Annotated in this window: 21 protein-coding genes and 1 rRNA gene; 2 read left to right on the top strand and 20 right to left on the bottom strand. The window is 53.6% G+C overall.

Annotation, left to right across the window (positions count from 1 at the left end; translation table 11 throughout):
- Positions 1-149: 149 nt before the first annotated feature.
- The 18 genes from EJ361_RS25280 to EJ361_RS25195 all read right to left on the bottom strand — a co-directional run bounded on the left by EJ361_RS25280 (position 150) and on the right by EJ361_RS25195 (position 19,680).
- Positions 150-1,430, bottom strand: coding sequence for an ABC transporter permease (locus EJ361_RS25280; protein WP_126249364.1), 1,281 nt, complete (start codon positions 1,428-1,430; stop codon positions 150-152).
- Between the two features lie 121 nt (positions 1,431-1,551).
- Positions 1,552-2,916, bottom strand: coding sequence for an NADH-quinone oxidoreductase subunit N (locus tag EJ361_RS25275; protein ID WP_126249363.1), 1,365 nt, complete (start codon positions 2,914-2,916; stop codon positions 1,552-1,554).
- A gap of 29 nt (positions 2,917-2,945) precedes the next feature.
- Positions 2,946-4,391, bottom strand: coding sequence for a complex I subunit 4 family protein (locus EJ361_RS25270; RefSeq protein WP_126249362.1), 1,446 nt, complete (start codon positions 4,389-4,391; stop codon positions 2,946-2,948).
- Between the two features lie 25 nt (positions 4,392-4,416).
- Positions 4,417-6,315, bottom strand: a complete 1,899-nt coding sequence (gene nuoL / locus EJ361_RS25265) for an NADH-quinone oxidoreductase subunit L (protein WP_126249361.1) — start codon at positions 6,313-6,315, stop codon at positions 4,417-4,419.
- Between the two features lie 22 nt (positions 6,316-6,337).
- Positions 6,338-6,655, bottom strand: a complete 318-nt coding sequence (nuoK, locus tag EJ361_RS25260; protein ID WP_126249360.1) for an NADH-quinone oxidoreductase subunit NuoK — start codon at positions 6,653-6,655, stop codon at positions 6,338-6,340.
- A 12-nt stretch (positions 6,656-6,667) separates the two neighbouring features.
- Positions 6,668-7,150: an NADH-quinone oxidoreductase subunit J family protein gene (locus tag EJ361_RS25255; RefSeq protein WP_240646737.1), complete on the bottom strand. Its 483-nt coding sequence runs from the start codon at positions 7,148-7,150 to the stop codon at positions 6,668-6,670.
- 16 nt (positions 7,151-7,166) lie between these two features.
- The gene (gene nuoI / locus EJ361_RS25250) at positions 7,167-7,685 is read right to left on the bottom strand and encodes an NADH-quinone oxidoreductase subunit NuoI (RefSeq protein WP_126249358.1); all 519 of its coding nucleotides are present in this window, start codon (positions 7,683-7,685) and stop codon (positions 7,167-7,169) included.
- A gap of 18 nt (positions 7,686-7,703) precedes the next feature.
- The gene (gene nuoH / locus EJ361_RS25245; RefSeq protein ID WP_126249357.1) at positions 7,704-8,756 is read right to left on the bottom strand and encodes an NADH-quinone oxidoreductase subunit NuoH; all 1,053 of its coding nucleotides are present in this window, start codon (positions 8,754-8,756) and stop codon (positions 7,704-7,706) included.
- 8 nt (positions 8,757-8,764) lie between these two features.
- Positions 8,765-9,871, bottom strand: coding sequence for a 2Fe-2S iron-sulfur cluster-binding protein (locus EJ361_RS25240; RefSeq protein WP_126249356.1), 1,107 nt, complete (start codon positions 9,869-9,871; stop codon positions 8,765-8,767).
- A gap of 39 nt (positions 9,872-9,910) precedes the next feature.
- Complete coding sequence (gene nuoF / locus EJ361_RS25235; RefSeq protein ID WP_126249355.1) at positions 9,911-11,269, bottom strand: NADH-quinone oxidoreductase subunit NuoF; 1,359 nt, start codon at positions 11,267-11,269, stop codon at positions 9,911-9,913.
- 120 nt (positions 11,270-11,389) lie between these two features.
- On the bottom strand, positions 11,390-11,887 hold the full coding sequence (locus EJ361_RS25230) for an NADH-quinone oxidoreductase subunit NuoE family protein (protein WP_126249354.1): 498 nt from the start codon (positions 11,885-11,887) through the stop codon (positions 11,390-11,392).
- A gap of 110 nt (positions 11,888-11,997) precedes the next feature.
- Positions 11,998-13,212: an NADH-quinone oxidoreductase subunit D gene (locus tag EJ361_RS25225; RefSeq protein WP_126249353.1), complete on the bottom strand. Its 1,215-nt coding sequence runs from the start codon at positions 13,210-13,212 to the stop codon at positions 11,998-12,000.
- A gap of 24 nt (positions 13,213-13,236) precedes the next feature.
- Positions 13,237-13,758: an NADH-quinone oxidoreductase subunit C gene (locus tag EJ361_RS25220; RefSeq protein WP_126249352.1), complete on the bottom strand. Its 522-nt coding sequence runs from the start codon at positions 13,756-13,758 to the stop codon at positions 13,237-13,239.
- A 19-nt stretch (positions 13,759-13,777) separates the two neighbouring features.
- Positions 13,778-14,341, bottom strand: a complete 564-nt coding sequence (locus EJ361_RS25215; protein ID WP_126249351.1) for an NADH-quinone oxidoreductase subunit B — start codon at positions 14,339-14,341, stop codon at positions 13,778-13,780.
- 64 nt (positions 14,342-14,405) lie between these two features.
- The gene (locus EJ361_RS25210) at positions 14,406-14,801 is read right to left on the bottom strand and encodes an NADH-quinone oxidoreductase subunit A (RefSeq protein ID WP_205687116.1); all 396 of its coding nucleotides are present in this window, start codon (positions 14,799-14,801) and stop codon (positions 14,406-14,408) included.
- 245 nt (positions 14,802-15,046) lie between these two features.
- Positions 15,047-16,759, bottom strand: coding sequence for a tetratricopeptide repeat protein (locus EJ361_RS25205; protein WP_126249350.1), 1,713 nt, complete (start codon positions 16,757-16,759; stop codon positions 15,047-15,049).
- A gap of 239 nt (positions 16,760-16,998) precedes the next feature.
- Positions 16,999-18,717 (bottom strand): tetratricopeptide repeat protein, encoded by a 1,719-nt coding sequence (locus EJ361_RS25200; RefSeq protein ID WP_126249349.1) that lies wholly within the window; start codon positions 18,715-18,717, stop codon positions 16,999-17,001.
- 39 nt (positions 18,718-18,756) lie between these two features.
- Positions 18,757-19,680 (bottom strand): PstS family phosphate ABC transporter substrate-binding protein, encoded by a 924-nt coding sequence (locus tag EJ361_RS25195; RefSeq protein WP_126249348.1) that lies wholly within the window; start codon positions 19,678-19,680, stop codon positions 18,757-18,759.
- A 544-nt stretch (positions 19,681-20,224) separates the two neighbouring features.
- On the opposite strand from EJ361_RS25195, the gene EJ361_RS25190 reads away from it, so the two are divergent.
- Together EJ361_RS25190 and hisS are read left to right on the top strand one after the other, a co-directional pair.
- A complete protein-coding gene (locus tag EJ361_RS25190; protein ID WP_126249347.1) occupies positions 20,225-20,659 on the top strand; it encodes a low molecular weight protein-tyrosine-phosphatase in 435 nt (144 codons plus the stop codon).
- A 35-nt stretch (positions 20,660-20,694) separates the two neighbouring features.
- Complete coding sequence (gene hisS, locus EJ361_RS25185; RefSeq protein ID WP_126249346.1) at positions 20,695-22,041, top strand: histidine--tRNA ligase; 1,347 nt, start codon at positions 20,695-20,697, stop codon at positions 22,039-22,041.
- 696 nt (positions 22,042-22,737) lie between these two features.
- Here hisS and EJ361_RS25180 read toward each other — a convergent pair.
- Both EJ361_RS25180 and rrf read right to left on the bottom strand, forming a co-directional pair.
- Complete coding sequence (locus tag EJ361_RS25180; protein ID WP_126249345.1) at positions 22,738-23,694, bottom strand: SDR family oxidoreductase; 957 nt, start codon at positions 23,692-23,694, stop codon at positions 22,738-22,740.
- Positions 23,695-25,211: 1,517 nt separating this feature from the next.
- Positions 25,212-25,308, bottom strand: a 5S ribosomal RNA gene (gene rrf / locus EJ361_RS25175); the annotation flags it as partial.

The raw sequence follows: 25,308 nt of genomic DNA, 5'->3' as shown, positions 1-25,308 counted from the left end.
ACATAAGACCACATTTAAGTTTAAGATACCTGACACCAACTCAGGCACATGAAAAATCCCTGGCCGATGAAAACCAGGGATCAATTAATCCAGTTTAAAACCGTCAACTTATTCTAGGACGGGACACTTCTATTCTTATCAATATCTTTTTACTCATAGCGCAACGCCACGATGGGATCCAGCCGGGAAGCCTTCACAGCCGGGTATATCCCGCTCAACAGGCCCACCCCCGCACAGGCCAGGATTCCCCCGATCGTCCACCCCCAGGGAATAAAAAACGCCGATCCCATCAAACTGGCCACCAGGTTCCCTACCAGAATCCCCAAAATCACCCCGAGCGTCCCGCCCAGGATACTGATGATCACCGATTCGAATACGAACTGCAGCCGGATCGTGGGGCCCGTGGCGCCGAGCGCCTTGTTCACCCCGATCTCCCGCGTCCGCTCCGCTACAGACACCAGCATGATGTTCATCAAACCGATCGCCGAGCCCACCAGCGTGATGAGCCCGATCAACGTAGCGGCCGCCGTCACCATCCTCAATTGGCGGAACAGCATTTCGGCGATACTGTCGCTGCGGCTGATGTAAAAGTTGTTTTCTTCATTGAAATCCATCCTGCGAATGATGCGGAGAAGCCCCGTGGCCTCCCCTATCGCCTCGTCCTGCAGCTTGATATCGTCGACATTTACATTGATCTGGTAAGACGCCCAGGGGCGGTTGAACACCCTCCGCGTGCTGGTCACCGTTGTCACCACCACATTATCGGCGCTGAACACGTTGCTGCTGCCTTTGCTTTCCAAAATCCCGATCACGCGGTAGCGGACGTTGCCCAGGCGCACATTCGTGTTGAGGGCCCGTTCAGGGAATTCTCCGAATAGCGTTTTCGCCACATCCCAACCCAAGACTGCCACGTTCCGGCCGGATTCGATGTCGGCTTTCGTGAAATTCCTGCCGTATTGAAGATTGTAGTTGTTGTACTTGATATAGTTTTCATCACCGCCGATCACCTGGATGTTGGGATTGGTCTTGAAGTTTTCGCGGTAAACGGTCATACCTCCGCCGGCGCGGAACATGAGGCTTACCGAAGCCGGGAAATCGTACCGTTTCTTGAATTCCATCGCTTCGCCGAAAGTGATGACCTTGTTCTGGTTGGACGTGCGGACCTTCCTGCGCCGGCCCGTGCTCGTTCCCCGAACGGCACCGCCGCCACCGCCCATGCGGATGCGCATTTCACGGTTGCGGATAGAGAAACCGTTGGCGCCCATGCTGGCGAAACTGTCGTAGATCTTGTATTGCAGCGCGTCGATCACCGTGAGGATGCTCACGAGCGCCATGATCCCGAAGGCGATCACCGTCACGGTAAGGCCCGCCCGGAGGCGGTTGGCGCTCACGGAGCGCAGGGCGAGGGAAAATACATCTTTTGTACGCATAACGACCGTTGACTAAAGTTAACGGTTTTCCATCATCTGTAAACCCATCCAACCACGGAATGGCATAAAAAAAACGGCAAGACGCGTTGGCCTTGCCGTTTCCGGAAAAATATCGTTGCGATTACAGGAATTGCAGGAGCAGGTTCGGGAAGATACCGAGCACGATCACGATGGCCGCCGCTACAACCAGCATAGCTTTGAAGCCCGGCGTAACACCCTGTGCATCCGCCTCTCCGGGCTTGAAGAACATGGCGATGATGACGCGGAAATAATAGTAGGCGCTGATGGCGGCACAAAGCACCCCCAGGACCACCAGCCACAGCAGATCTCCCTGCTGAACGGCCGCGCTCAGCACGAAGTACTTGGCGAAGAAGCCCGCGGTCAGCGGAATACCTGCCAGCGAAAACAGGAAAATGGCGCAAACAACGGCTATCAGCGGCTGCCTGCGGGCAAGACCGTTGAATCCGTCGAACGTATAGTCGTTCATTTTCAGCAAGATGGCGAAGATTCCGATGGTAGCCACACTATAAGCCGCTGCGTAAAGGATAAGGCCCTGGCTCGACATTTCATTGTGCGCCACGATGGCGAACAGCATGAAACCCGCCTGCGCGATGCTGGAGTAAGCGAGCATGCGCTTCACGCTTTGCTGGAACACGGCCGTGAGGTTACCGATGATGAGGGTAGCCGCGGTGATGATGGCCAGGATCAGCTGCCAGTGGTGGCTGACGTTGCCGCCGGAGAAGCTCACATGGAAAAGGCGCATGAAAGCGATGAAGCTCGCGGCTTTTACGATGGTGGCCATGAAGGCGGTGAACACGGTCGGAGAACCGTCGTACACGTCGGGCGTCCAGAAGTGGAAAGGAGCGGCGGATACTTTGAATGCCAGGGAGAAACCCAGCAGGATGATGCCGCACAGTGCCAGGGGGCTCAGTTCCCCGGTGCCCAGGCCCATTTCACGCAGATCGAACGTGCCGGTGGCACCGTAGATGAGCGCGATGCCCATGAGGAGGATCCCCGTGGTGAAGGAGCCCATCAGGAAGTATTTCAGCGAAGCTTCGTTGCTTTTCAGGTTCTTTTTATCGGCCCCCGCGAGGATATATTGCGGGATGGAGATGATCTCGATGGCGAGGAACAGCATCAGCAGGTTGCTATACGCCCCGGTGAGCATGATGCCCGCCAGGATGAAGAAGATCAGCGCAAAGTAATCGGCCACGTCTTCCCCCACTTTCTCGAACGCGCTGCCGCAAAGCAGGAAGTATAGGGCCGTGGAGGCGATGGCGATGGCGTTGAACAGCACGGAAAAGGAACTCACTTCCACCATGCCGTGCAACACGCCGTAGCCCTGCTGCACATCGAGCAGGTTAGCGATGAAGGCGACCACCGTACCGGCGATCGCGTAATATTTGATATACTGCTTCTGTTTGACAACCAGTCCCACGAACATCAGAATAATCCCAAAAACAGCAGTCGTAATTAATGCGTTCATATTGTAACGTTACAGAATCATTTATTAAATCAACGTCCGGCAATTGCGGCAACGGTGTTTTCAATCCCGGTACCGGAAACGAGCTCCAGCAACGGTTTCGGATATACGCCGAGCACGAAGATCATGGCGGTGATGCACACCAGCGCCAGCATCTCCCCGCCTTTCAGGTCGGTGGTGGTAGCCGTGAGCGCGTTGGTTTCCCCGAACAGTACTTTTTGCAGCATGCGCAGCATATACACGGCGGCGAGGATGATGGCGATCGCGGAAACGGCGGCGAACCAAACGTTGTGCTGGAACAATCCGCTGAACATGAGGAACTCGCCGATGAACCCGTTGGTGAGCGGCAGGGCGATGTTCGCCAGGCTCACGATCACCAGGAGGATGGACAGGGCGGGCGCAACGGAAGCGATACCGCCCAGTTGCTGCATGTTTTTGGTACCGAGGCGCTGCTCGATCACTTCGATGATGATCCAGAGGCCGATGATATTGATGCCGTGGTTGAACATCTGTACCTGCACGCCGGCGAGGCTTTGTTCGTTACCGGCGAAGATGGCTGCACTCATCAGCCCGATGTGGGCGATGGAGGAATAAGCGATCAGTTTCTTCAGGTCGGATTGCATGATGGCGATGCAGGATGCATAGATGATGCCGATCACGCTGAGAAGGATGGCCGCTTCCTGCCACATGTCTGCACCTGCCGGGAGCACGGGTTTCAGCCAGCGCATCACGCCGAACAGGCCCATTTTCACCATCACACCGCTCAGCACCATGGTTACGGGCGTGGGCGATTGTTCGTAAGTGTCGGGCTGCCAGGTATGGAAGGGGAAAACCGGCATCTTGATGGCGAACGCCACAAAGAAGAGCCAGAACAGCCAGCTTTGCTCATCGTTGCTGAGGTTCAGGCTGGTGAAGGTTTGCCAGCTGAAGGAACCTTCTGTCTGGAAGTAGATATAAATAATACCGACCAGCATGAGCAGCGATCCGGCGAAAGTATATACGAAGAACTTGAACGTCACCGGGATGGCTTTCTCTCCGCCCCACATGGAGCAGAGGAAATACACCGGGATGAGCGCCAGTTCCCAGAATACGTAGAACAGCAGCGCGTCGTACGAAAGGAAAACGCCCAGCATACCGGCCTGTGAAAGCAACATCAGGCCGTAGAAGGCGCCCGATCTTTCATAGTTGCGGCTCAGTACGGTGGTGAAGATGAGCGGGAAGGAAATGGTCGTGAGCAGCACGAGCATGAGGCTCAGGCCATCGAGGCCGAGGTTGATCTGGCTGCCGAGTTGGGGTATCCATTCCGCGGTGAAGCGCAGGGCTTCGGGAGCCGTACGGAATTGCGCCCAGGCGGCCAGTGTTACGGCCAGCGTGGCCAGTGAGGATATCCCGCTGAAAACCTTGGCGCCACGGCCGCTGAGTCCGAATGTAATCAGGCCCGTCACCAAAGGGATCAATATGAGTAATACTGTCAACATATCTTTTTCTTAATCCGCTATCGATTTATAAAAACAAACTGATCACAAACAATACGATCATACCAATCACCATCGCGAAGATGTAGAAGCCCACCTGGCCGTTCTGCACCAGCCTGGCGCGGCCGCCACCCCATTTCACCGCGGCGCCTACGCCGTTCACGAGGGCGTCTATGCCGGAGCGTTCCACCACTTCCTGGAAGAATTTGCTCAGCGACAGGAGGGGTTTCACGATGATGGCGTCGTACAGTTCGTCTACGTACCATTTATTTTCCAGGACTTTAGCCAGGCCGGTGGTGGGCTGGCCATTATCCGTATAGTTGGCGAATTTGCTGCGCGCCCAGCCGATCATCACGATCACCAGTCCGGTGCTGAGGCCCATCAGTCCCCATTCGAGACTGTGGCTCAGGTGATGTTCGTGCAGGAAAGGCGCGGAAGGCGCGAAGATGGGGCTGAGGTATTCCGCCAGCAGGTTGGGCATACCGAACACGGCGGGCATCCCTACATAACCACCGATCACGGACAGGATGGCCAGTACGATCAGCGGGAAGGTGATGGCGGCGGGGCTTTCGTGCAGGTGGTGTTCCTGCTCGTGCGTGCCGCGGAATTTACCGGAGAAGGTGATGTAGTAGAGGCGGAACATGTAGAACGCGGTCATGAGCGCACCGATGAGGGCGAGACCATAAATTACCGGGCTGTATCCGAATGCGTGGGCGAGGATTTCGTCTTTGGAAAAGAAACCGCTCAGCCCCGGGATCCCTGCGATGGCGAGGCACCCGATGAGGAAGGTGATGTGGGTGATGGGCATCCATTTCTTCAGGCCGCCCATCTTCCGGATGTCTTGCTCCCCGCCCATGGCGTGGATCACGGAACCCGAACCGAGGAACAGGAGGGCTTTGAAGAATGCGTGCGTCATCACGTGGAACACGGCGGCGGTGTAAGCGCCAACGCCCAGGGCGATGAACATGTATCCGAGCTGGCTCACGGTGGAGTAAGCCAGTACTTTCTTGATGTCGTTCTGTTTCAGCGCGATGGAAGCTGCGAGCAATGCGGTTACCAGGCCCACGAGCGTCACGATCGTCTGGATGTGCGGGGCGAGGGAATACATCACGTTGCTGCGGGCCACCATGTAGATACCGGCGGTCACCATCGTGGCCGCGTGGATGAGGGCGGAAACGGGGGTAGGCCCGGCCATGGCGTCGGGGAGCCAGGTGTACAGGGGAATCTGTGCAGATTTGCCCATGGCGCCGATGAAGAGCAGCATGGCGATGGCGAAGAGCACGCCGCTGTTTTCGCCGAGGCCGGCGACCTGGGGCAATACTTCGGAGAAGGTCACGGAACCGAACTGCTGGATGAGCAGGAAGATGCCGAGCAGGAAACCGAAGTCGCCGATGCGGTTCATGATGAAAGCCTTGTTGGCGGCTTTATTATACTCGATGTTTTTGAACCAGAACCCGATGAGCAGGTAGGAACAGAGGCCTACGCCTTCCCATCCGATGAACATCATCACATAGTTGGCGCCGAGCACGAGGATGAGCATGGAGAACACGAAGAGGTTGAGGTACGCGAAATAGCGCGCAAAACCTTCGTTCGGCTCGTCATGCATGTAAGAGGTGGAGTAGATGTGGATCAGGGAGCCCACACCGGTGATGATCAGGAGGAACAAAGCGCTCAGCTGGTCTACCTGGAATGCGAAGGGGATGTGGAGGCTGCCTACGCTGATGAAATCGAACAGCGTAACCACCTGGGGCGTGAAGCCGGGCGTCCGCACTTCGAAGAAGATAAGCAAGCTGATCACAAAAGCTGCGACCACGCTGCCGCTACCTACGATGCCGGTGAGCGGCTTGGATAAATACCTCCTGCCCAATCCATTGATCAGGAAACCTAACAACGGTAAAAACGGTACCAGCCAAACAAGATGTATCATCGATCTATACTATTTTTTAATCCTAGTTTTTCAGTCTGCTGAGAATGTTGATGTCTACGGAATGGGTGTTCCGGTACATCATCACGATAATGGCGAGGCCAACGGAAACTTCCGCGGCGGCTACGACCATCACGAAGAAAACGAAGAGCTGCGCGGAAGCGGCGTCGATGCGACCTGCGTCTACCCACATTTTGGAGAAGGCGACCAGCAACAGGTTCACGGCGTTGAGCATAAGCTCGATGCACATGAAGATGATGATGGCGTTCCGGCGCATCAGCACCCCCATGATGCCGATGCAAAACAGGGCGATGCTGAGAAAGATGTAATATTGAACGGGCATATCGAATGCGTTTTATTTCTTACCGATCACTACGGCGCCGATCATCGCGCTGAGGAACAGCACGCTGCTCAGTTCGAAGGGCACCACGTAAGAGGTGAACAATGTTTTTCCGAGGTTTTGTACCAGGCCGATTTCGGTGTTGCCGCCGCCCTGGATGGCGGGGAGGCTCGCGTCGCGAAGGGCGGCAACGAGCACCAGCAGCAGGGCACCGCCGGAGATGGCGCCGGCGTATTTCAGCCAGTTGCGTTTCTGCGGCTCGATGTCGGCGTTGAGGTTCATCATCATCAATACGAAGAGGAACAGTACCATGATGGCGCCGGTGTACACGATGAGGTGAACCACGAACAGGAACTGTGCGTTCAGCATGATGTAATGGCCCGCGATGGCGACGAAGCAGGTGATCATGCAAAGCACGCTGTTCACGGGGTTCTTGCTCAGGATCACGCCCAGTGCGGATGCGATGGCGATCGCAGACAGCACTGTAAAGATTATCATATCGATTCCCATTGCCTTATTGGTTGTTTTCTTTGATTTGTTTTTGGGGATGGGGGATCAGCATGTCTTCCTTCCCGTAAATGAACCCTTTACGCTGGTAGTTCGCCGGCGCGAAGGTTTCAGACATGTAAACCGCCTGTTTCGGGCAGGCTTCTTCACAGAAACCGCAGAAGATGCAGCGCAGCATGTTGATCTCGTATCGTGCGGCGTATTTCTCCTCGCGGTACAGATGCTCCTCACCCGGCAGGCGCTCGGCCGCTTCCATGGTGATCGCTTCGGCAGGACAGGCCACGGCGCACAGGCCGCAGGCCGTACAGCGCTCGCGTCCCATTTCGTCGCGGTTCAGGATGTGCAGGCCGCGGAACACGGGGCTGAAGGGGCGTGTCTCTTCGGGATAGTTCACCGTCGCTTTCTTCTTGAAAAGGTGCTTCAGGGTAATGCCCATACCTTTCGCTATCGCTGGCAGATAAAGTTTCTCCGCAAAGGTCATGGGCCTCCTGTCTACCGGCTTCGCCCTGTTGGTTAAAGATTGCATATGATGAGTTTCTTCAGTTTAAAAATTAAATCCGTTTTCGCGGAAAAGGATCCAGGCGCCGGTAATGAGCATATTCAGCAATGCCAGCGGGATCAATACTTTCCATCCGAGCTTCATGAGCTGATCGTACCGGAACCGCGGGATCGTCCACCGCACCCACATAAAGAAGAAGATGAAAAACAGCGTTTTGAGGAACAGTGCCCCGATGCCGAGGACCGTCAGCCAATTACCGTCTATTCCCAGTTTATCCATGAAAGGGAAAGCATATCCACCGAAGTACAGCGTGGCCATCAGTACGGAGCTGATGAACATGTTGATGTATTCGGCGAAGAGGTAGAAGCCCAGTTTCATGGACGAATATTCGAGGTGGTAACCACCGTTCAGTTCGTTTTCCGCTTCGGGAAGGTCGAACGGCGTACGGTTGGTTTCCGCGAAAGAGCAGATGAGAAAGATGAGGAAGCCGATGGGCTGCAGCAATACGAACCAAACGCCTTCGCGCTGTTGCTCCACGATATCTTTCAGGCTGAGGGAGCCGCTGATCATGAACAGGGCGATGAGGGCCAGGCCCATGGGCAGTTCGTAGGAGATTACCTGCGATGCGCCGCGGCAGGCGGCCAGCAGGGAGAATTTGTTGTTGGAGGCCCATCCACCGATCATGATGCCGTACACGCCCATACCTACCACCATCATGATCCACAATACGCCGATGTTGATGTCGGCGATCTGCAGGCTCACTTCACGGCCGGCGATGGTGAGGGTGTCTCCCCAGGGGATCACGGCGCTGGTGAGGCAGGCGGTGAACATGGCGAGCGAGGGGCCCATGATGAACAAAAAGCGGTTGGCGCTGGAAGGGATGATCTCTTCCTTGAAGAAAAGCTTGCCCCCGTCTGCCAAAGGCTGCAGCAACCCGAACGGGCCTGCGCGGTTGGGCCCGCGGCGGTCCTGGATCCAGGCGGCCACCTTGCGCTCGCCCCAGGTGCTGTACATCGCCACCACCAATGAAATACCCAGCACTGCCGAAATCAGCAGCAACTTTTCTATAATGAAATACCAGTCAATTGTGAATTCCATATCTCGCTTTATTGATCGCCTTTTTTAGTCGGAAAATCGGTTGAGTGCGCCGGACCTTCGATCTGGCTCAGGTCTACCTGCGGCATGTTCACCTCGCTCACCGAGTGGATGTCCATCAGCAACCTGGGGCTGCGGCCGTCCATCACTTTCATCACGGTTTCCTGGGGTTTATGCACACCCACGTAGTGGCCGGCGGTGATGACGCTGTGGCGCGAAATCTTGCGGGGGCCTTCCACGATCCAGTCTTTGATATCTTTCTTCTCGAAGCGGCAGGTATCGCAAATGAAGCCTTCCACTTCGCCGTATTTGTCTTTGCGGGCGGTAACGCGGAAAATCTCGTCGCCACGCATCCAGAGCGCTACTTTGCCGCAGCATTTCGGATCGGAGCATTCACGGTGGGCGTCTACCGGTTTGAGGAACCATACGCGGTTCTTGAAACGGGCGGTACGGTCGGTGAGCGCGCCTACGGGACATACGTCGATCACGTTGCCGATGAAGTTGGTATGATCGAGGGATGCGCGCATGTAGGTGCTGATCTCGGAAGCGTCTCCCCGTTTCAGGATGCCGTGGTGGCGCTTGTTGGTCAGCTGGTCTGCCGTGAACACGCAGCGGTAGCAAAGGATGCAACGCGTCATGTGCAGTTTGATATGTTCGCCGATGTCTTCCTTTTCGAAAGTACGGCGCTTGAATTCGTACCGGGTGCCGGAAACGCCATGTTCGTAGCTCAGGTCCTGCAGGTCGCATTCCCCTGCCTGGTCGCACACGGGGCAATCGAGCGGGTGGTTGATGAGGAGGAACTCTACCACGCCTTTGCGGGCGTCGAGCACTTCGGGGGAGGTGATGTTGGCCACTTCCATCCCGTCCATCACGGTGGTGCGGCAGCTGGCCACCAGCTTGGGCATGGGGCGAGGGTCCGCTTCGGAGCCTTTCGTCACTTTCACGAGGCAGGTGCGGCATTTACCGCCCGAGCCCTGGAGCTTGGAGTAATAGCACATGGCCGGGGGCACCACTTCGCCGCCGATGGTGCGGGCAGCGTTGAGGATGGTCGTTCCCGGTTCCACTTCCACCGTGATATTGTCGATCTTGACCTTGAATAATTTCTTTTCTTCCGCCATTATTAAAAAGTAAAAAAGAAGAATAATGTTGTTTCCTTATCAGACAGCGGCAGCTACCGGCAGCGGGTCTGCGTAATGCGCCAGGCCGAAGTTGCGGCGCTGCGCTTCGTCGGGGTTCAGCACGTGCCATTCGAATTCGTCACGGAAGTGACGGATCGCGGCGGCCACCGGCCATGCGGCGGCGTCGCCGAGAGGACAGATGGTGTTGCCTTCGATCTTGCGCTGAATGTCCCACAGCAGGTCGATGTCGCTCATTTTTCCTTTACCGTGCTCGATGTTCTTGAGCACTTTCTCCATCCATCCGGTCCCTTCGCGGCAGGGGCTGCATTGTCCGCAGCTTTCGTGGTGGTAGAAACGGGCCAGCGAAAGGGTGTGGCGCACTACGCACTGGTCTTCGTCCAGCACGATGAACCCGCCCGATCCCATCATGGTGCCGGTGGCGAAACCGCCATCGTTGAGGCTTTCGTACGTCATCATGCGTTTTTCGCCTTTGGCTGTGGTGAGCAGCAGGTTGGCGGGCACGATGGGTACGGAGGAGCCGCCGGGGATGCAGGCTTTGAGGCGTTTCCCGTTGGGGATGCCGCCGCAGTATTCGTCGGAGTAAATGAATTCTTCTACGGAAATGTTCATCTCGATTTCATACACCCCGGGTTTGTTGAGGTTGCCGCAGGCGGAGATGAGTTTGGTGCCGGTGGATTTGCCCGTGCCGTATTTCACGTATTCATCGCCCCCGATGTTGATGATGGGCACGATGGCGGCGAGGGTTTCCACGTTGTTTACCACGGTGGGGCACTGGTACAGGCCTTTCACGGCGGGGAACGGCGGCTTGATGCGCGGGTTGCCGCGTTTGCCTTCCAGCGATTCGATGAGGGCGGTTTCTTCGCCGCAGATATAGGCGCCGGCGCCGCGTTGCACGTAAATCTCCAGGTCGAACCCGGTACCGAGGATGTTTTTACCGAGGAAGCCGTTCTTGTGCGCTTCGGCGATGGCTGCTTCGAGAATATCGGGGATCCAGGCGTATTCGCCGCGGATGTAGATGTAAGTAGTGTTGGCACCGAGGGCGTAGCTGGAGATCAGCAGGCCTTCGATGAGCAGGTGCGGGAGAAACTCCATGAGGTACCGGTCTTTGAAGGTACCGGGCTCGGATTCGTCGGCGTTGCAGACGAGGTAGCGGGGCACTCCTTCCGGTTTGGCCAGGAAGCTCCATTTCAATCCTGTGGGGAAGCCCGCGCCGCCACGGCCTCTCAGGCCGCTTTTCTTCACTTCTTCCGTCACCTGATCCGGGCTCATGCTCTTCAGGGCTTTTTCGGCAGCGGCATATCCGCCGTTTTTCCGGTATACGTCAAAGTACCGGATGCCTTCTATATGCGCCTTGTCTAACAGTAATTTACGTCCCATTGTCTCGCTTTATATAAGTTGTTGCCGTGGCAACGTGATATTTTTCGTTTGGTCGGCTTTCCGTTCTTTCCTCCTCCCCCGTTGCGTCGCACACTTCGGCGGCGGGAATCCGGTCAGCTTTTAGTTGTTCGCCTGTGCGCGGCACTCCGCGATGATCTGGTCTACCTTCTCTTTGGTAAGGTGTTCTTTATAGAACTTGCCCAGCTGCATCATCGGTGCATAACCGCAGGCGCCAAGGCATTCCACGGTTTTGAGGGTAAACAGCCCGTCGGCCGTGGTTTCCCCTACCTTGATGCCCAGCTTTTCCTTGATATAATGAATAATGTCGTCAGACCCGCGGAGCATGCAGGGCCCCGTCTGGCATACCTCGAACAGGTATTTGCCTACGGGCTGCAGGTTGAACATGGAGTAGAACGTAGCCACTTCATACACTTCGATCGGTTCGATCCGGAGCAGGCCGGCCACATAATCCATCGTGTCCGCGCTGAGCCATCCGCCGAAGGATTCCTGCGCCAGGTGCAGCACAGGGATCAGGGCGCTTTTCTGCTTCCCGTCCGGGTACCGCGCGATGATCTCTTTTACTTTATTCAGTTTCTCTTCAGAAAATTGAACGGCCATTTATATTCGTCTTTATAAGTTAATCTTCAAATTCCCCAAACCGTTTTCCCGTTGCGGTCCATAGGCGGGAATATATGCGGGCAGGGCCCGCGGGGGCCCTGCCAAAGAATTTATGCGTCCAGTTCGCCTGCGATCAGGTTGAGGGACGACATACAGATGATGGCATCGCTCAGCATCGCACCTTTCACCATTTCCGGGTACGCCTGGTAATAAATAAAGCAGGGCCTGCGGAAGTGCAAGCGGTACGGGGAGCGGCCGCCGTCGGAAATGAGATAGAATCCCAGTTCGCCGTTGGCGCCTTCCACGGCGTTGTACACTTCGCCTGGCAGGATGTCGGTTTCGCCCATCACGATCTTGAAGTGATAGATGAGCGCTTCCATTTTGGAATAAACGTCTTCCTTGTCGGGCAGGTAATAAGCCGGCACATCGGCATGGAACACATCGGCGGGGAGGTCTTTCAGTTTGTCCATCGCCTGCCGGATGATGCCGAGGCTCTGCCACATTTCCGCGTTGCGCACCAGGAAGCGGTCGTAAGTGTCGCCTGTGGTGCCTACGGGAATGCTGAACTCGAAGTCTTCGTAAGAGCTGTACGGCGTAGCTACGCGCACGTCGTAATCCACGCCTGCTGCGCGCAGGTTCGGACCGGTGAAGCCGTAGTTGAGGGCGCGTTCCGCTGTAATGGCGCCAACGCCTTGGGTACGTTCCATGAAGATGCGGTTGCGGGTGAAGAGGTTTTCGAACTCTTTCAGTACAGCCGGATATTCGTCGAGGAACTTGTTGATCTTGCGGAAAGCCGTTTCGGTGAAGTTTCTTTCGAAACCGCCGATGCGGCCGATATTGGTGGTGAGGCGCGAGCCACAGATTTCTTCATAGATTTCGTATACCAGTTCCCGGTACTGCATTACGTAGAGGAAGCCGGTGAATGCGCCGGAGTCTACGCCGATAACGGAGTTGCAGATGAGGTGGTCGGTGATACGGGCCAGTTCCATGATGATGACGCGGAGGTAGTCCACCCTTTTGGGCGTTTTGATGCCCAGGAGTTTTTCCACGGTCAGGTGCCAGCCGATGTTATTGATGGGAGCCGAGCAGTAGTTGAGCCGGTCCGTCAGCGGAGTGATCTGGTAATACGGCTTGCGCTCGGCGATTTTCTCGAAAGCACGGTGAATGTAGCCAACGGTGGGCGTGGCGGACACGATCCTTTCGCCGTCCATCTCCAGAACGTTCTGGAAAACGCCGTGGGTGGCGGGGTGGGTAGGCCCAAGGTTGAGCGTGGTGGTCTGCTTCTCTATGGAGCCTTCCGGTAGTTGTATATGGTGATCAGACATATCCTGATTTGCTAAAAGTTAAACTTAAATACCGACGCTTCCGCCGCGGCCGAACATCTCGTCGTCCTTGTCCACACGGGTCTGGTCTTCCAGGGGGAATTCCTTGCGCAGCGGGAAGTAATCCATTTCATCCACGTTCAGGATGCGGACCAGGTTCGGATGCCCTACGAAGTCGATCCCGAAGAAATCATACGTTTCCCTTTCCTGCCAGTTGGCGGTGGCGAACAACTTCGTGGCGGTGAAAACCTGCGGGGTTTCCACGGCCGTAAACACCTTGAACCGGAGGCGCACGTTCTGCACGAGGTTGTGCAGGTGATACACAACGCCCAGTTCGGCGCCCGCGTTATCGGGGTAATGCACGCCGCAGAGGTCGGTCATGAAACGGAATGCCAGGTCCTCTTCATCGTAGAGAAACTGCATGACTTTCAGATTGATCTCTTTGGGCGCCTGGAACGACATAATGCCGTACGACTCTTCAAAATTGGTCAACGCCTCGCCGAACTTCTCGACCAGCCTGTTCTTGATATGCTCATTCGTCAAAGACATGTAATCGCTATTATCGTGACTATTGTATTCCGTAGGAATTCATGAGATCCTTATACCGGTCGCTATGGCGGCGGCGCAGGCTTTCCTGGCCCACCAGGTCCTGAACGCGCATCACGCCGTCGAGGATGGCTTCCGGGCGCGGGGGGCATCCGGGAACGTAAACGTCCACGGGGATCACCTGGTCGATGCCCTGGAGCACGGAGTAGGTGTCGAAGATACCGCCGCTGCTGGCGCAGGCGCCAACGGCAATTACCCATCTGGGCTCTGCCATTTGCAGGTATACCTGCCGCAGAACGGGCCCCATCTTCTTGGCGATGGTACCCATTACCATGAGCAGGTCGCACTGGCGGGGCGTAAAGCCCAAACGCTCGGAACCGAAACGGGCGAGGTCGTAGTGGGCAGCCATGGTGGCCATGAATTCGATGCCACAGCAGGATGTGGCGAACGGCAGCGGCCAGATGGAATTCTTCCGGGCCAGGCCGATGACCTTATCGAAAGATGTGGCAAAGAAACCTTCTCCGCTATAGCCTTCCGGCATTTCCACCACCTTCACATTTGTATTAAACTGAACAGGACGAGACATAATCTTTACCCTCCTAATCCCGCCGCATTCACGCAGCGGGAATTTATTAATAGTTAACTAAGTATCAATCTTCCCACTTCAGGGCACCTTTCTTAATGATATAGTAGAAACCGCCCATGAAGAAGCAAACAAATGCGAGCATCGCCATAAAACCACTCCATCCCAGCTCTTTAAAATTAACAGCATAAGGATAGAAAAAGATAACTTCCACATCAAACAATACGAAGAGAATAGCTGTCAGAAAGTACTTGATGGCCACCGGCTGACGCGCGTTCCCCATCTGTTCGATACCGCTTTCGAAATTCTCCAGTTTGTCACTGGTTTTACGCTTCGGGCCGAGAAAGTGCGTGGCTATCATGGTGATACCAACGAAACCCAAAGCAGCAACAACTTGTAAAAGGATAGGAAAATAGCTGACCGGCGTGTTGCTTGCTGTCAAAAATTCAGAGACAAAAAACATAAGCTTCCCAATATATTGTCTGAAAGCGCAAAAATACTGCAACTAAACTATAATTCAAATCGACAATCCTGAAAATCTAATCTTTTTTTTGTATATGTAATATAATAAAATATGTGACGTTGGTTTCCGGAGTTCCCGGACGCTCACCCGTTTGTGTAATTGATTGAGCCTAAACGTGTAACATGTACACGGCCCGGGAGGGTTCCCGGGCCGTGTACGTCAAATGCCTGAAATTTAAATATTTATTACCGTCCGCCGCCTCTTTGCTGGGGCTTGCTCATGATGTCCCTGATCTGCTTCACGGGTTCGCTCGTAGGGTCCAGCGGCGTCAGTTTGTCCATATACTTCTGCATATTGGCTTTATCATCCTTGTTGTAATAATATACCATCAGGTAGGTATACGCCTTGATGAGGCCAGCCTTGTTTTTGGCGGGATCAGCTTCTGCCAGGTTCAGGTATTTGTCGAAATACGGCTGTGCCACCCCGGTTTTGGCTTCCACGTCGCGGGCGGCAGCGGCCATCCCCTGCCAGAAGTGGCCGGTGGTCAGGTCCGGGAACGCGGAGGTCAGTTTTCCGAACGCTTCTGAAGACTTGGCCAGCATCGCCGTGTCTGTACCGCCGCTGGAGGCGTAATAGTAGTTCTGGCCGATGTTGAACAGGTCGAGCGCAGTGGGATTTTCTCCTTTCTCCACCTTCAGGTCGGCTATTTTCTGGTACCATTCGCCGGCTTTATTGAACACCCTCGCCTGCTGGAAGGCCTTGGCCACGCTTTCGTACCGGTCCAGGTCTTTGGCCGTATCGGATGTAGCGTATTTCTCGAGGTAGTTGAGCGATTGCTGATCGATCACGGCCTGCTGGGTAGAATCATCCAGTTTGATGCGGCTGTAGATCTCGCTGCCGAGCTTGTAATCGATGGGCTCCAGTTTGCTTTCCCCGGTGCGTTTCACATAGTCGTCGAAATGCTGGCGGGCGGCGAGGGAATCACCTTTCTGGAGGTAAGCGTCGGCGATCATCCGCTCGAGCTTCATTTTATAGGATTCGTTGGCCTGCGGGATGAGTGTTTTCGCTTTATTGATGGCGCTATCATAGTCGCGGTCGAGGAACATGATGGAAGCGAGGTAATATTCGTTCCGTGTTTTATCGGCCTGGTCGCTCAGGGTGAGGTATTTCTGCAAATATTCTTTCGCCTTGGTAAGGGAGAACTGCCGGGGTTTGGGGGTGTAGTAGAACTGGTACAGTTCGTAGAAAGCCGGGGCATAGTTCGGGTCGAGCGTGGTGGCTTGCGACCAGTCGGCCACTGCCTGTTCGAGCAGTTTGGCGTTATAGTTCACCTGGCCGCGTTTCATAACGGCTTCTGCGTTGTTTTGTTCCAATTCCAGCGCTTTTTCGTACGCTTCGATGGCTTTTCCGCCGTTTTCGCCGCCCAAATAGCGGTACACGTCGCCCAGTTCGATGTAATCCGCGGCTACGGGTTTGTATCCTTTCCTGCCGTCGTTCCCTTCTAAAAGCTGTTTCATGACGGCGAGGGCGAAGGCTTTATCGCCGCCTTTCACTTCGGTGTTGGCATCTGCGATGGCGCGGGCCACGTCGCCGTTCTTGTTTTTGGCGGTGGCGTTGAGGGCGGCATCGAACTTCTGGCGGGCCGCGGCGGCGTTACCGCTCAGGAGGTCGATACGGCCGAGGCCTACATTGAGAAGAGGGGAATTCGGCACGGCGGCGAGTCCTTTCTGGAAAGCGGCTGCCGCACCGTTCTTGTTTTCCTGGCCCAGTTCAGCGATCCCGAGGTAATAATACGCCCGTTCGTCCGTGGGTTTGGCTGCTATCGCCTGTTCGAAATTGGATTTGGCGGTGGCGTATTTTCCGTAATAGAGGTTTTTGAGCCCGTCTTCTATCGTTTGCGCCATTGCCCCGCCTGTGAGGAGGAAAAGGGCAACCACGGTACTGATACGCTTCTTCATGATAAAAATGTTTTAACCGATTAACTAACGTTACCGGAGCCTTTTAGTTCGGCTGCGGTATAGGTTCATGTAATAAAAAAACATGCCAGAATGATGGCTGCGGCCACGATACAGGCAGGCTCCGCCTCTGAATTTACTCAAATAATCCGGTAAAAACAATGCAGGAAACGTTAAATATGGGCATAAAAAAAGCAGCGCCCGTGTGGGCGCTGCCGGTAATCCGGGATTTGGGTCCGGAATTATTTGGAGCCGTTGGTGCTGGATGCTTTCGCGGAGCTACCTGCGGCTTTGTTGGAGGAGCTGAGGAATTCCTTCACCTGGCGAACGGTATCGTTGTTCGGGTCGATGGCTACCAGTTTGTCCATCCAGGGTTGCATGGCGGTCTGGTCGTCCTTATTGTAGTGATACAGCATCAGGTAGGTGTATGCGTTGAGGAGGAAGCGTTTGTTGCGGGCTTCGTCTTCAGGTTTCACCATGCTGATGTATTTTTCGAAGGCTTCTTTACCGCGGCCTTCCTTGGCTTGCTGGTCCAGCGCAAAGTTGGCCATGCCTTTCCAGTAGAAAGCGGTGGGCTGGGTGGGATACTTCTCGGTGAAGCTGGTCCAGGAGGAGTCGGAACCGCTGTAATCCCCAGCGTAGTACTCATAGAACGCTTTATAGAAGTGGTCGGTCATCGCAGCGGGATTTTCTTTCACTTCCAGTGCTTTGCCATACCATTGGGCGGCTTTGGCATAGTTACGCATGTCTTTGTAGGCTTCTGCCACGTTGCGGTATTTCTCGGCATCGGTGGTAGTGTCGGTTTCTGCGTATTTCTCCAGGTAGAGACCGGCGGTTTGCTGGTAACCTGCCTGGGTGGCGGAATCGGAGTGTTTCAGTTTGCCATAGATGGCGCTGAGCAGCTTATAGTCGTTCAACTGGAGCTGTTCTGCGGGAACGGATTTCACGCGCTCGTCCATGAGGGCTTTTGCGGAGAGGGAGTCACCTTTCTGCAGGTGCGCATCGGCGGCCAGCAGGGTGAGTTTACCTTTGTAAATGTCGTTGGCTGCGGGCAACAGGGCTTTCGCCTTGGCGATTGCGGCATCATAGTCTTTCTGGTAGAAGTTGATGGCTGCCAGGTAATATTCGTTCTTGGATTTGTCGGAGGGGTCCCCAACTTCCACGTATTTCTGGAGGTATTGCGCAGCGTGGGGGAGCGAGAACTGCTCTTTACGCTGGGTGATGTAGAACTGGTACAGTTCGAAGTATGCGGGAGCATAGTTCGCGTCCATGTTGGTAGCTTTGGCCCAGTCGGCCACGGCTTGCTGGAGCAGGCGGGCGTTGTAGTTTACCAGGCCTTGTTTCATTACGGCTTCGGCGTTGTTGGCGTCGAGCTCGAGTGCTTTTTCGTAAGTGGTGATCGCTTTGCCGCCGTTTTCACCGCCCAGGTAACGGTAAGCGTCGCCCAGTTCGATGTAATCGGCCGCGGTGGCGGTATACATTTGTCTTTTCTTACGTCCTTCGTTGTTCAGGAGTTTCTCCATGATGGTGAGCGCATATCCGCGATCGCCTCCTTTCACTTCGGTGTTGGCATCTGCGATGGCACGGGCAACGTCGCCGTCGCGGCCTTCGGTGGCGGTGCTGGCGGCTTCGAATTTCTGTTTCGCTTCAGCGGTTTTACCGTTGAGGAGATCGATACGGCCCTGGCCTACCATGAGGAGGGAGGAGTTGGGAACGGCGGTGAGTCCTTTGGTGAAGGCGGCTGCAGCTGCGTCCTTATTCTCCAGTCCCAGTTCGGCTATTCCGAGGTAGTAATAAGCGCGGTCATCCGTAGGTTTCGCGGTGATGGCTTTTTCGAGGTTCTGTTTGGCAGTTTGGTATTTGCCGTAGTACAAATCCTTCAAACCATCTTCCACAGTTTGCGCCATGGCTCCGTTGGCTATGCAGAGCATGGCTACAAATAAACTGTTCCTTCTGTTCATGAGCAATCCGGTTTTAGTTGTGTTATCAGTATTTAGTTTTTACTCTGTTAAAGTGGCCTCCCGGAACACGATGTTCAAACGGGCCGGGAACAACTTGAATTTTCCGATCACCAGTTGGCCGGGCTGACCGGAGAGGAATGTCACGAAGCCCGAACCCAGGCCCTGGCGGGGCTCTTTGAGGATATAGAACATTCCTCTCGTGAGCGGGTAAGACTTCGTCCCGATAAAGTATTGGTACGGCTTCACGAATTCGGTGTATCCGTCTGCACGGAGTTTTACCGTCGTGATGCGGTTGCTGAATTCGATGGCCGTGGAATCGTTCGTGTCGGAAATCCAGTTCACCCCGATCACACCGATGGCGTTTTTATCCTTTTCCACGTGCGAGATCACTTCTGCATTGGAATGGGCTGCCATCGTGTTGGCCGGCAAAGGCTGGCCTTTGTTGATGGAGTCCAGGACGTAGCGCGCCGTGCTGGAATTCTGATCGTCGAATACGATATTCCATTTTCTCTGCGATTTGCCGTTCATGATCTCGCGCACCTGGTCCATCGTCAGGATGGAGTCGGGATTGCTGTGATTCACGATCAGCGCGATGGCGTCTGTAGCGAGCTTACCGCTTTGCGGGCGGATTTTCTCTTTTTTGAAATATTCCAGTTCGTTCGCTTTCAGGTCGCGCGTTACGATGATGAGGCGCGCGCTGTCGTTGAACAAATCTTTGAAGCAATCGGCTTCGGGTTTGTAATGGGCGATGATCTTCGCTTTCGGGTACTGTGATTCGAACACCCGGATTTCGGATTCCAGCAACGGCTGATACGTTTTGTCGACCGAAATATGGATCTCTCCTTTCGTGGGGCTGTCCAATTCACCTTTACCGGTGTTATTACCTCCGCATCCTGCAGCCAGCATGGTAACGGCAACCGTCGCCAATGCCTGGCCCATCCAGTTTTTAGCATTTAAAAACATACGCACTAGTGGGTGATACTTGGTTAAAAGAATAATTGTTTGATACCCCTGTAGACACGAAATAATCCATAAGCGCCCAACATGCCGGCCAATACGTAGAGCCACGTATCGGAGATGTCCAGTCTACCCATTCCCAGCTTTTCGGAAAACAGTGCGTACAATCCAAAAAGAATAAAAATTATTCCCCTGATCAGTTCGCCCAGCGGGCGATATTGCACGTTTGTCCGATTGTTCGTATTGTCGTTCTCCTGTCGCATTGGTGGCAAATTACAAGTATACAAAAAAATGCTTTTTCCTACCGCATTAAACTTTTATTCGTTTGTTAAAAATTTTTCGGGCTGTTTCAAAAGCTTTCAGGAAGATGATGCCGGACTTTACATTTTCCATAATACAGCAAAGTTTTAACATATGCAATTCCTCCAAAATGCGTTAGCGGTTTCCCTGAAAATTCGGTAGGTTTGCGGTCTGAAAAATCGGGGGGAAAGGGATGCAGGATTTACATCAAATCATTGATAACCAATAATTCCCGATCAATAGATCGCACATGAAGATATTGATGGTCTGCCTTGGTAATATTTGCCGGTCCCCGCTTGCCGAAGGCATTCTCCGCCACCTGGCGGGCGAAAAAGGACTGGATTGGGACGTAGATTCCGCCGGCACCGGCAACTGGCATGTGGGCCACCCGCCCGACCGCCGTTCCATTGCCGTGGCGAAACAGCACGGGATCGACATCTCCGGGCTTCGCGGCCGGCAGTTCTCCACCGAAGATTTCGACCGGTTCGACCGGATTTTCGTCATGGACCTGGACAATTACCGCGACGTGCTCCGAAAAGCCCGCTCGTCGGCCGACCAGCAGAAGGTACAATTGTTGCTGGAAGACCAGCAGCCGGTCCCGGATCCCTGGTACGACGATGCCCTTTTCGAGCCGGTGTTCCGGCTCATCCATGGCGCCTGCGAACGCATCGTACGGCTCGCCTGATATTTCTAACATTCACATTCTTGACGCTTTATAGCATGGCAAAACTCAACACTCCTCAAGGTACGCGCGATTTCGGGCCAGACGTGGTCCGCAAGCGCAACCACATTTTCGCTGTCATCCGGCAGGCTTTTGAACGGTTCGGCTTTCAGCCCCTCGAAACTCCGGCCATGGAATACACCTCCACCCTTCTCGGCAAATACGGTGACGAAGGCGATAATCTGATCTTCAAAATTCTCAATAACGGCGATAAAATCTATGGCCAGGCACAAATGGCGAAAGATAGCCGCGAACTGGCGCTGATCCTGTGCGAAAAGTCGCTCCGGTACGACCTGACCATTCCCTTCGCCCGATTCGTGGTGATGAACCAGGGGAAGATCCATCTGCCGTTCAAACGCTACCAGATCCAGCCGGTTTGGCGGGGCGATAAGCCGCAACGTGGCCGCTATCGCGAGTTTTTCCAGTGCGATGCGGACGTGGTGGGCAGTAATTCCCTCCTGAACGAAATCGAACTGCTGCAGATTTACGATACGGTTTTCAATACGCTCGGACTTTCTGGATATCGTATGAAAGTCAACAACCGCAAGATTCTCACGGGGTTGGCGGAGCTTGTTGGCCGTCCGGATTTGATGCTCGCCATTACGATCGCCATTGATAAGCTCGACAAAATCGGTGAAAGCGGGGTTCGCGAAGAACTGGCGCAGCGCGGGCTTTCGGGGTCGGAGGCTGATAAAGTGATGGAATTCATTTCGCTGCAAGGCAGCAACGACGAGAAGCTCGACCGGCTCACGCAGCTTTTCGCTGGATCGGAAACGGGTCTTAAAGGCGTGGAAGAGCTACGGTACATCCTGGGAAGTGGGCTGACATCGTTCACCCGTCAACCCGAGATCGACCTGACGCTGGCACGCGGCCTGAATTACTATACCGGGATGATCGTGGAAGTGAAGGCGCCCGAGAACGTGAACATGGGAAGTATCGGTGGCGGCGGACGGTACGACGATCTGACGGGGCTTTTCGGGCTTCCGGGGATTTCGGGTGTGGGGATTTCTTTTGGAGTCGACCGTATTTACGATGTACTGGAAGAGCTGCAACTGTTCCCGGAAACAGCGCAGCAGGGTACGCAGGTGATATTTTTTCACCCTGGAGCAGAGAAACTGGCGGAAGTTTACGGATATGTCTCCCGCCTGCGGGACCGTGGTATCAGCACGGAAATTTTTCCGGACGAAATCAAGCAGGACAAACAATATAAATACGCTGAAAAGCGTGGCATTCCTTATATCGCTTATGTAGAAGACAATGCGCCTGGCGTTGTGTTTCTCAAAAGCATGACGGGAAAACAGCGCCATCAGCTTACACCGGCTGAGCTGGATGCATTTACATTTTAGCCGGAAATGCACATTATATTTTGAAGAGGCGCTGGCCATCCGGCGCCTCTTTTTTTATATGCGTTTTTACCGCGCGCTGTATACCGGGTTGCATTTTATTTTTCAGCCACAGGCCTGGCTTCAGCGTACAATTATCTGGTTCTGCCTCCTGGATTTTCACCAATCAAACAATGTACAATTCAGCAGACAACATAAGTTTGCTCTCAAAAAAATAGCGACGTCCGTCATCCCACTATATCTCTTTCAGCCGGATACCTCAAATTCACAGATCGATTTGTACTTCATTTCAAGAAAATATGGTGTCGGCTAACCAATACTAACGCTAGTGAATGGATATCGTACAGTTCGATAAGCATTCTGCGTGAATATCATAAGTAAAAAACGCGTCGATCTGTCGATACCTCCTGCCAATGGATATCTCGAGGATCAAACAATAATCCCAAAAGAAGGACAGCATCGGTCCTATTTTCGGTAGAAGTAAACCGCCGTTTGAGAACTGTACCGCGTTTCGAGTCTCTCTTCTAACGTCCCCCACAATTAGGTTGTATACAATTTCTCCTGCTGTTTCAATGCATTGCGTTTATTCAACGCCATTCGGATGCAGTGCTTAACAATACATACATTCATTCTCATCGTGAATATTTCTGTATTCTATTGCACATGTTTTCAACCCACATTTTCCCAAACCTGGAAAAGCTATACCCATGCATCTCCGCCGATCTTTTTTCCCGAGATCAGTTTCCAGTAACTGTAAAATTCATCATCCAGTGGTTTGTGGAGGTATTCAGGGATGGTAGTACGAACATAGTTTCCCCAATGTGGCCTGGTTCCATCGCGATCGGAGAATCCGTATTCGTCTGAGAGGTTCCAGGAGCTGAATACTTTTCCTCTTTTCTCGAAGACGGATGGGTCTGCAGCCAAAGCGGCAATGGCGCGACCTACGAACCAGGGCGTTTCGGACGCAATAAAGTTCGGATCCACGCGGGCCCCGTCTTTCCAGTTGCTCTCGGTTACTCCGAAATGTTCCAGCATAGCTTCGGAGCGGAGGAAGCCGGGCGTAACGGAAAGCGCACCAATGCCGTGGGGTTCGAGGTCTTGCGACATGTCGTAGGCCAAGCGGATGATGGTTGTTTTGACCAGATCATAAAACAATTGTCCACGGTAGAAATAGCCATCTCCATCGGTCACTTCCACGATAAGGCCTTTTTTGGCGGGCAGCATGAGCGGCACGGCATACTTGGCGGTGATGATGTGTGTATCGATGGCCTGGCGCATCATCTGAAAACCTTTTGAGAGGTCGTTTTCCCAGAACGGGAGGTTCCATTGCATGAGGGCGTCGCCTCCCCATACGTCGTTCACGAGGACGTCGAGGTGACCGTGGTCTTTTCGGATCCGGTCCATGAGGGCGATCACTTCTTCTTCTTTGCTGTGGTCTGTCCGGACGGGGATTCCGATTCCTCCCAATTCCGTAACGATTTCCGCTGTTTCGTCGATGGTTTCCGGGCGGGAGGGGCCGGAAGCGGGAGCGCCTTTAACGCTTCGTCCCGAGCAGTAGACGGTGGCGCCGGCTTCACCGAGCATAGATGCTATTCCTCTTCCGGCTCCGCGGGTGGCGCCGGCAACGAGAATGATTTTTCCTTCCAGAGGTTTCATACGTCAGTTAGGTTTGATGGGACGGTGAATTTCGTACGGCGGTACGCATTGTATCTGCGTAGTGGATTATTTTTTGAGGGATGTTAATATGTTGAGATATGAGGGCATTGGGGATTGTTTGGAAAGGCCTAGTGAGTGGGGGTGTACGGCTATTTACTTAGTTTTCATAGTTGGCTTTCAATGGTTTGATAAAGAATTATTTGCCTGTACGGGATTTATGAATAGGATTCAATCCCATGTTAACAATTTTAATAATAAGCACTGTACCTGAATGAATGGAAGAATACCGACAGAATGCTTAACAAACCGGCGTATAGTGGATTGAAATGCATCAGTATGGCCTATTTATGGTAAGATGTGGATGTAAGAGAGATACACAAACTTCAATATTTAATGGGTAAAACACTGGTTCCTACTTGCAGCTGTCCTAACACTGTACAGATTTCAAATGATTTCCTAATGTGAGTAAGAGTATGTGAGGACGCTCCAATTCGATGCAGATTTCGTTCAATTTTAATTATTGCGGGATAGGTTCAAATAAAAATACTGGATTGATTATGGTGTTAAACGGTCTGTCGGTAGTGAGGGGCTTCATGTAGTGGCAGTTGGTCTGTAGTGGTGAAGGTTAACTGTCGCCTGGGGAAGTGCAATACACTTGTGCATTCCGGGATGGGTATAATATATCGATCGGGGAAGCGCAATACATACTTGTGTTCTGAGATTGGGCAGGAATAAAAAGTTCGGGAATTCTGTAGTACCATCCCAACTTGCTTTGCATTCACATTAATCAGCATCATGGAAGCCGGATGTGACAGGTGAGTGGATCATGAGGGTTGATTATGGTATTAATCAGTCTGTCGGTAGTGAGGGGTTTCATGTGGTGGCAGTTGGTCTGTAGTGGTGGGGGGGGAATTGTCGCCTGGAGAAGCGCAATGCATACTTGCGTTCTGAGATTGCGCAGGAATAAAAAGTTCGGGAATTCTGCAGTACCATCCCAACTTGCTTTGCATTCACATTAATCAGCATCATGGAAACCGGATGTGACCGGTGAGAGGATCTTGAGGGTTGATTATGGTGTTAAACGGTCTGTCGGTAGTGAGGGGTTTCATGTGGTGGTAGTTGGTCTGTGGTGTTGGGGGTTAACTATCGCCTGGGGAAGTGCAATACACTGGTGCATTCCGGGATGGGTATAATATATCGATCGGGGAAGCGCAATACATACTTGTGTTCTGAGATTGGGCAGGAATAAAAAGTTCGGGAATTCTGCAGTACCATCCAAACTTGCTTTGCATTCACATTAACCAGCATCATGGAAGCCGGATGTGACCGGTGAGAGGATCATGAGGGTTGATTATGGTGTTTAACGGTCTGTCGGTGGTGAAGGGTTTCATGTGGTGGTAGTTGGTCTGAGGTGGTGAAGGTTAACTGTCGCCTGGGGAAGTGCAAAGTAGAGGTGCATCCGGGATGGGTATAAATAAAAAAAGGTTCAGGATTGCTCCTGAACCTTTTTCCAATAAATATGGCAGCTACCTACTCTCCCGCATGATAGTGCAGTACCATCGGCCATGAGGGGCTTAACTTCTCTGTTCGGAATGGGAAGAGGTGAACACCCTC

Source organism: Chitinophaga rhizosphaerae, assembly GCF_003958645.1.
Lineage (GTDB): Bacteria > Bacteroidota > Bacteroidia > Chitinophagales > Chitinophagaceae > Chitinophaga > Chitinophaga rhizosphaerae.
This window is presented reverse-complemented; position numbering and strand designations above follow the sequence as displayed.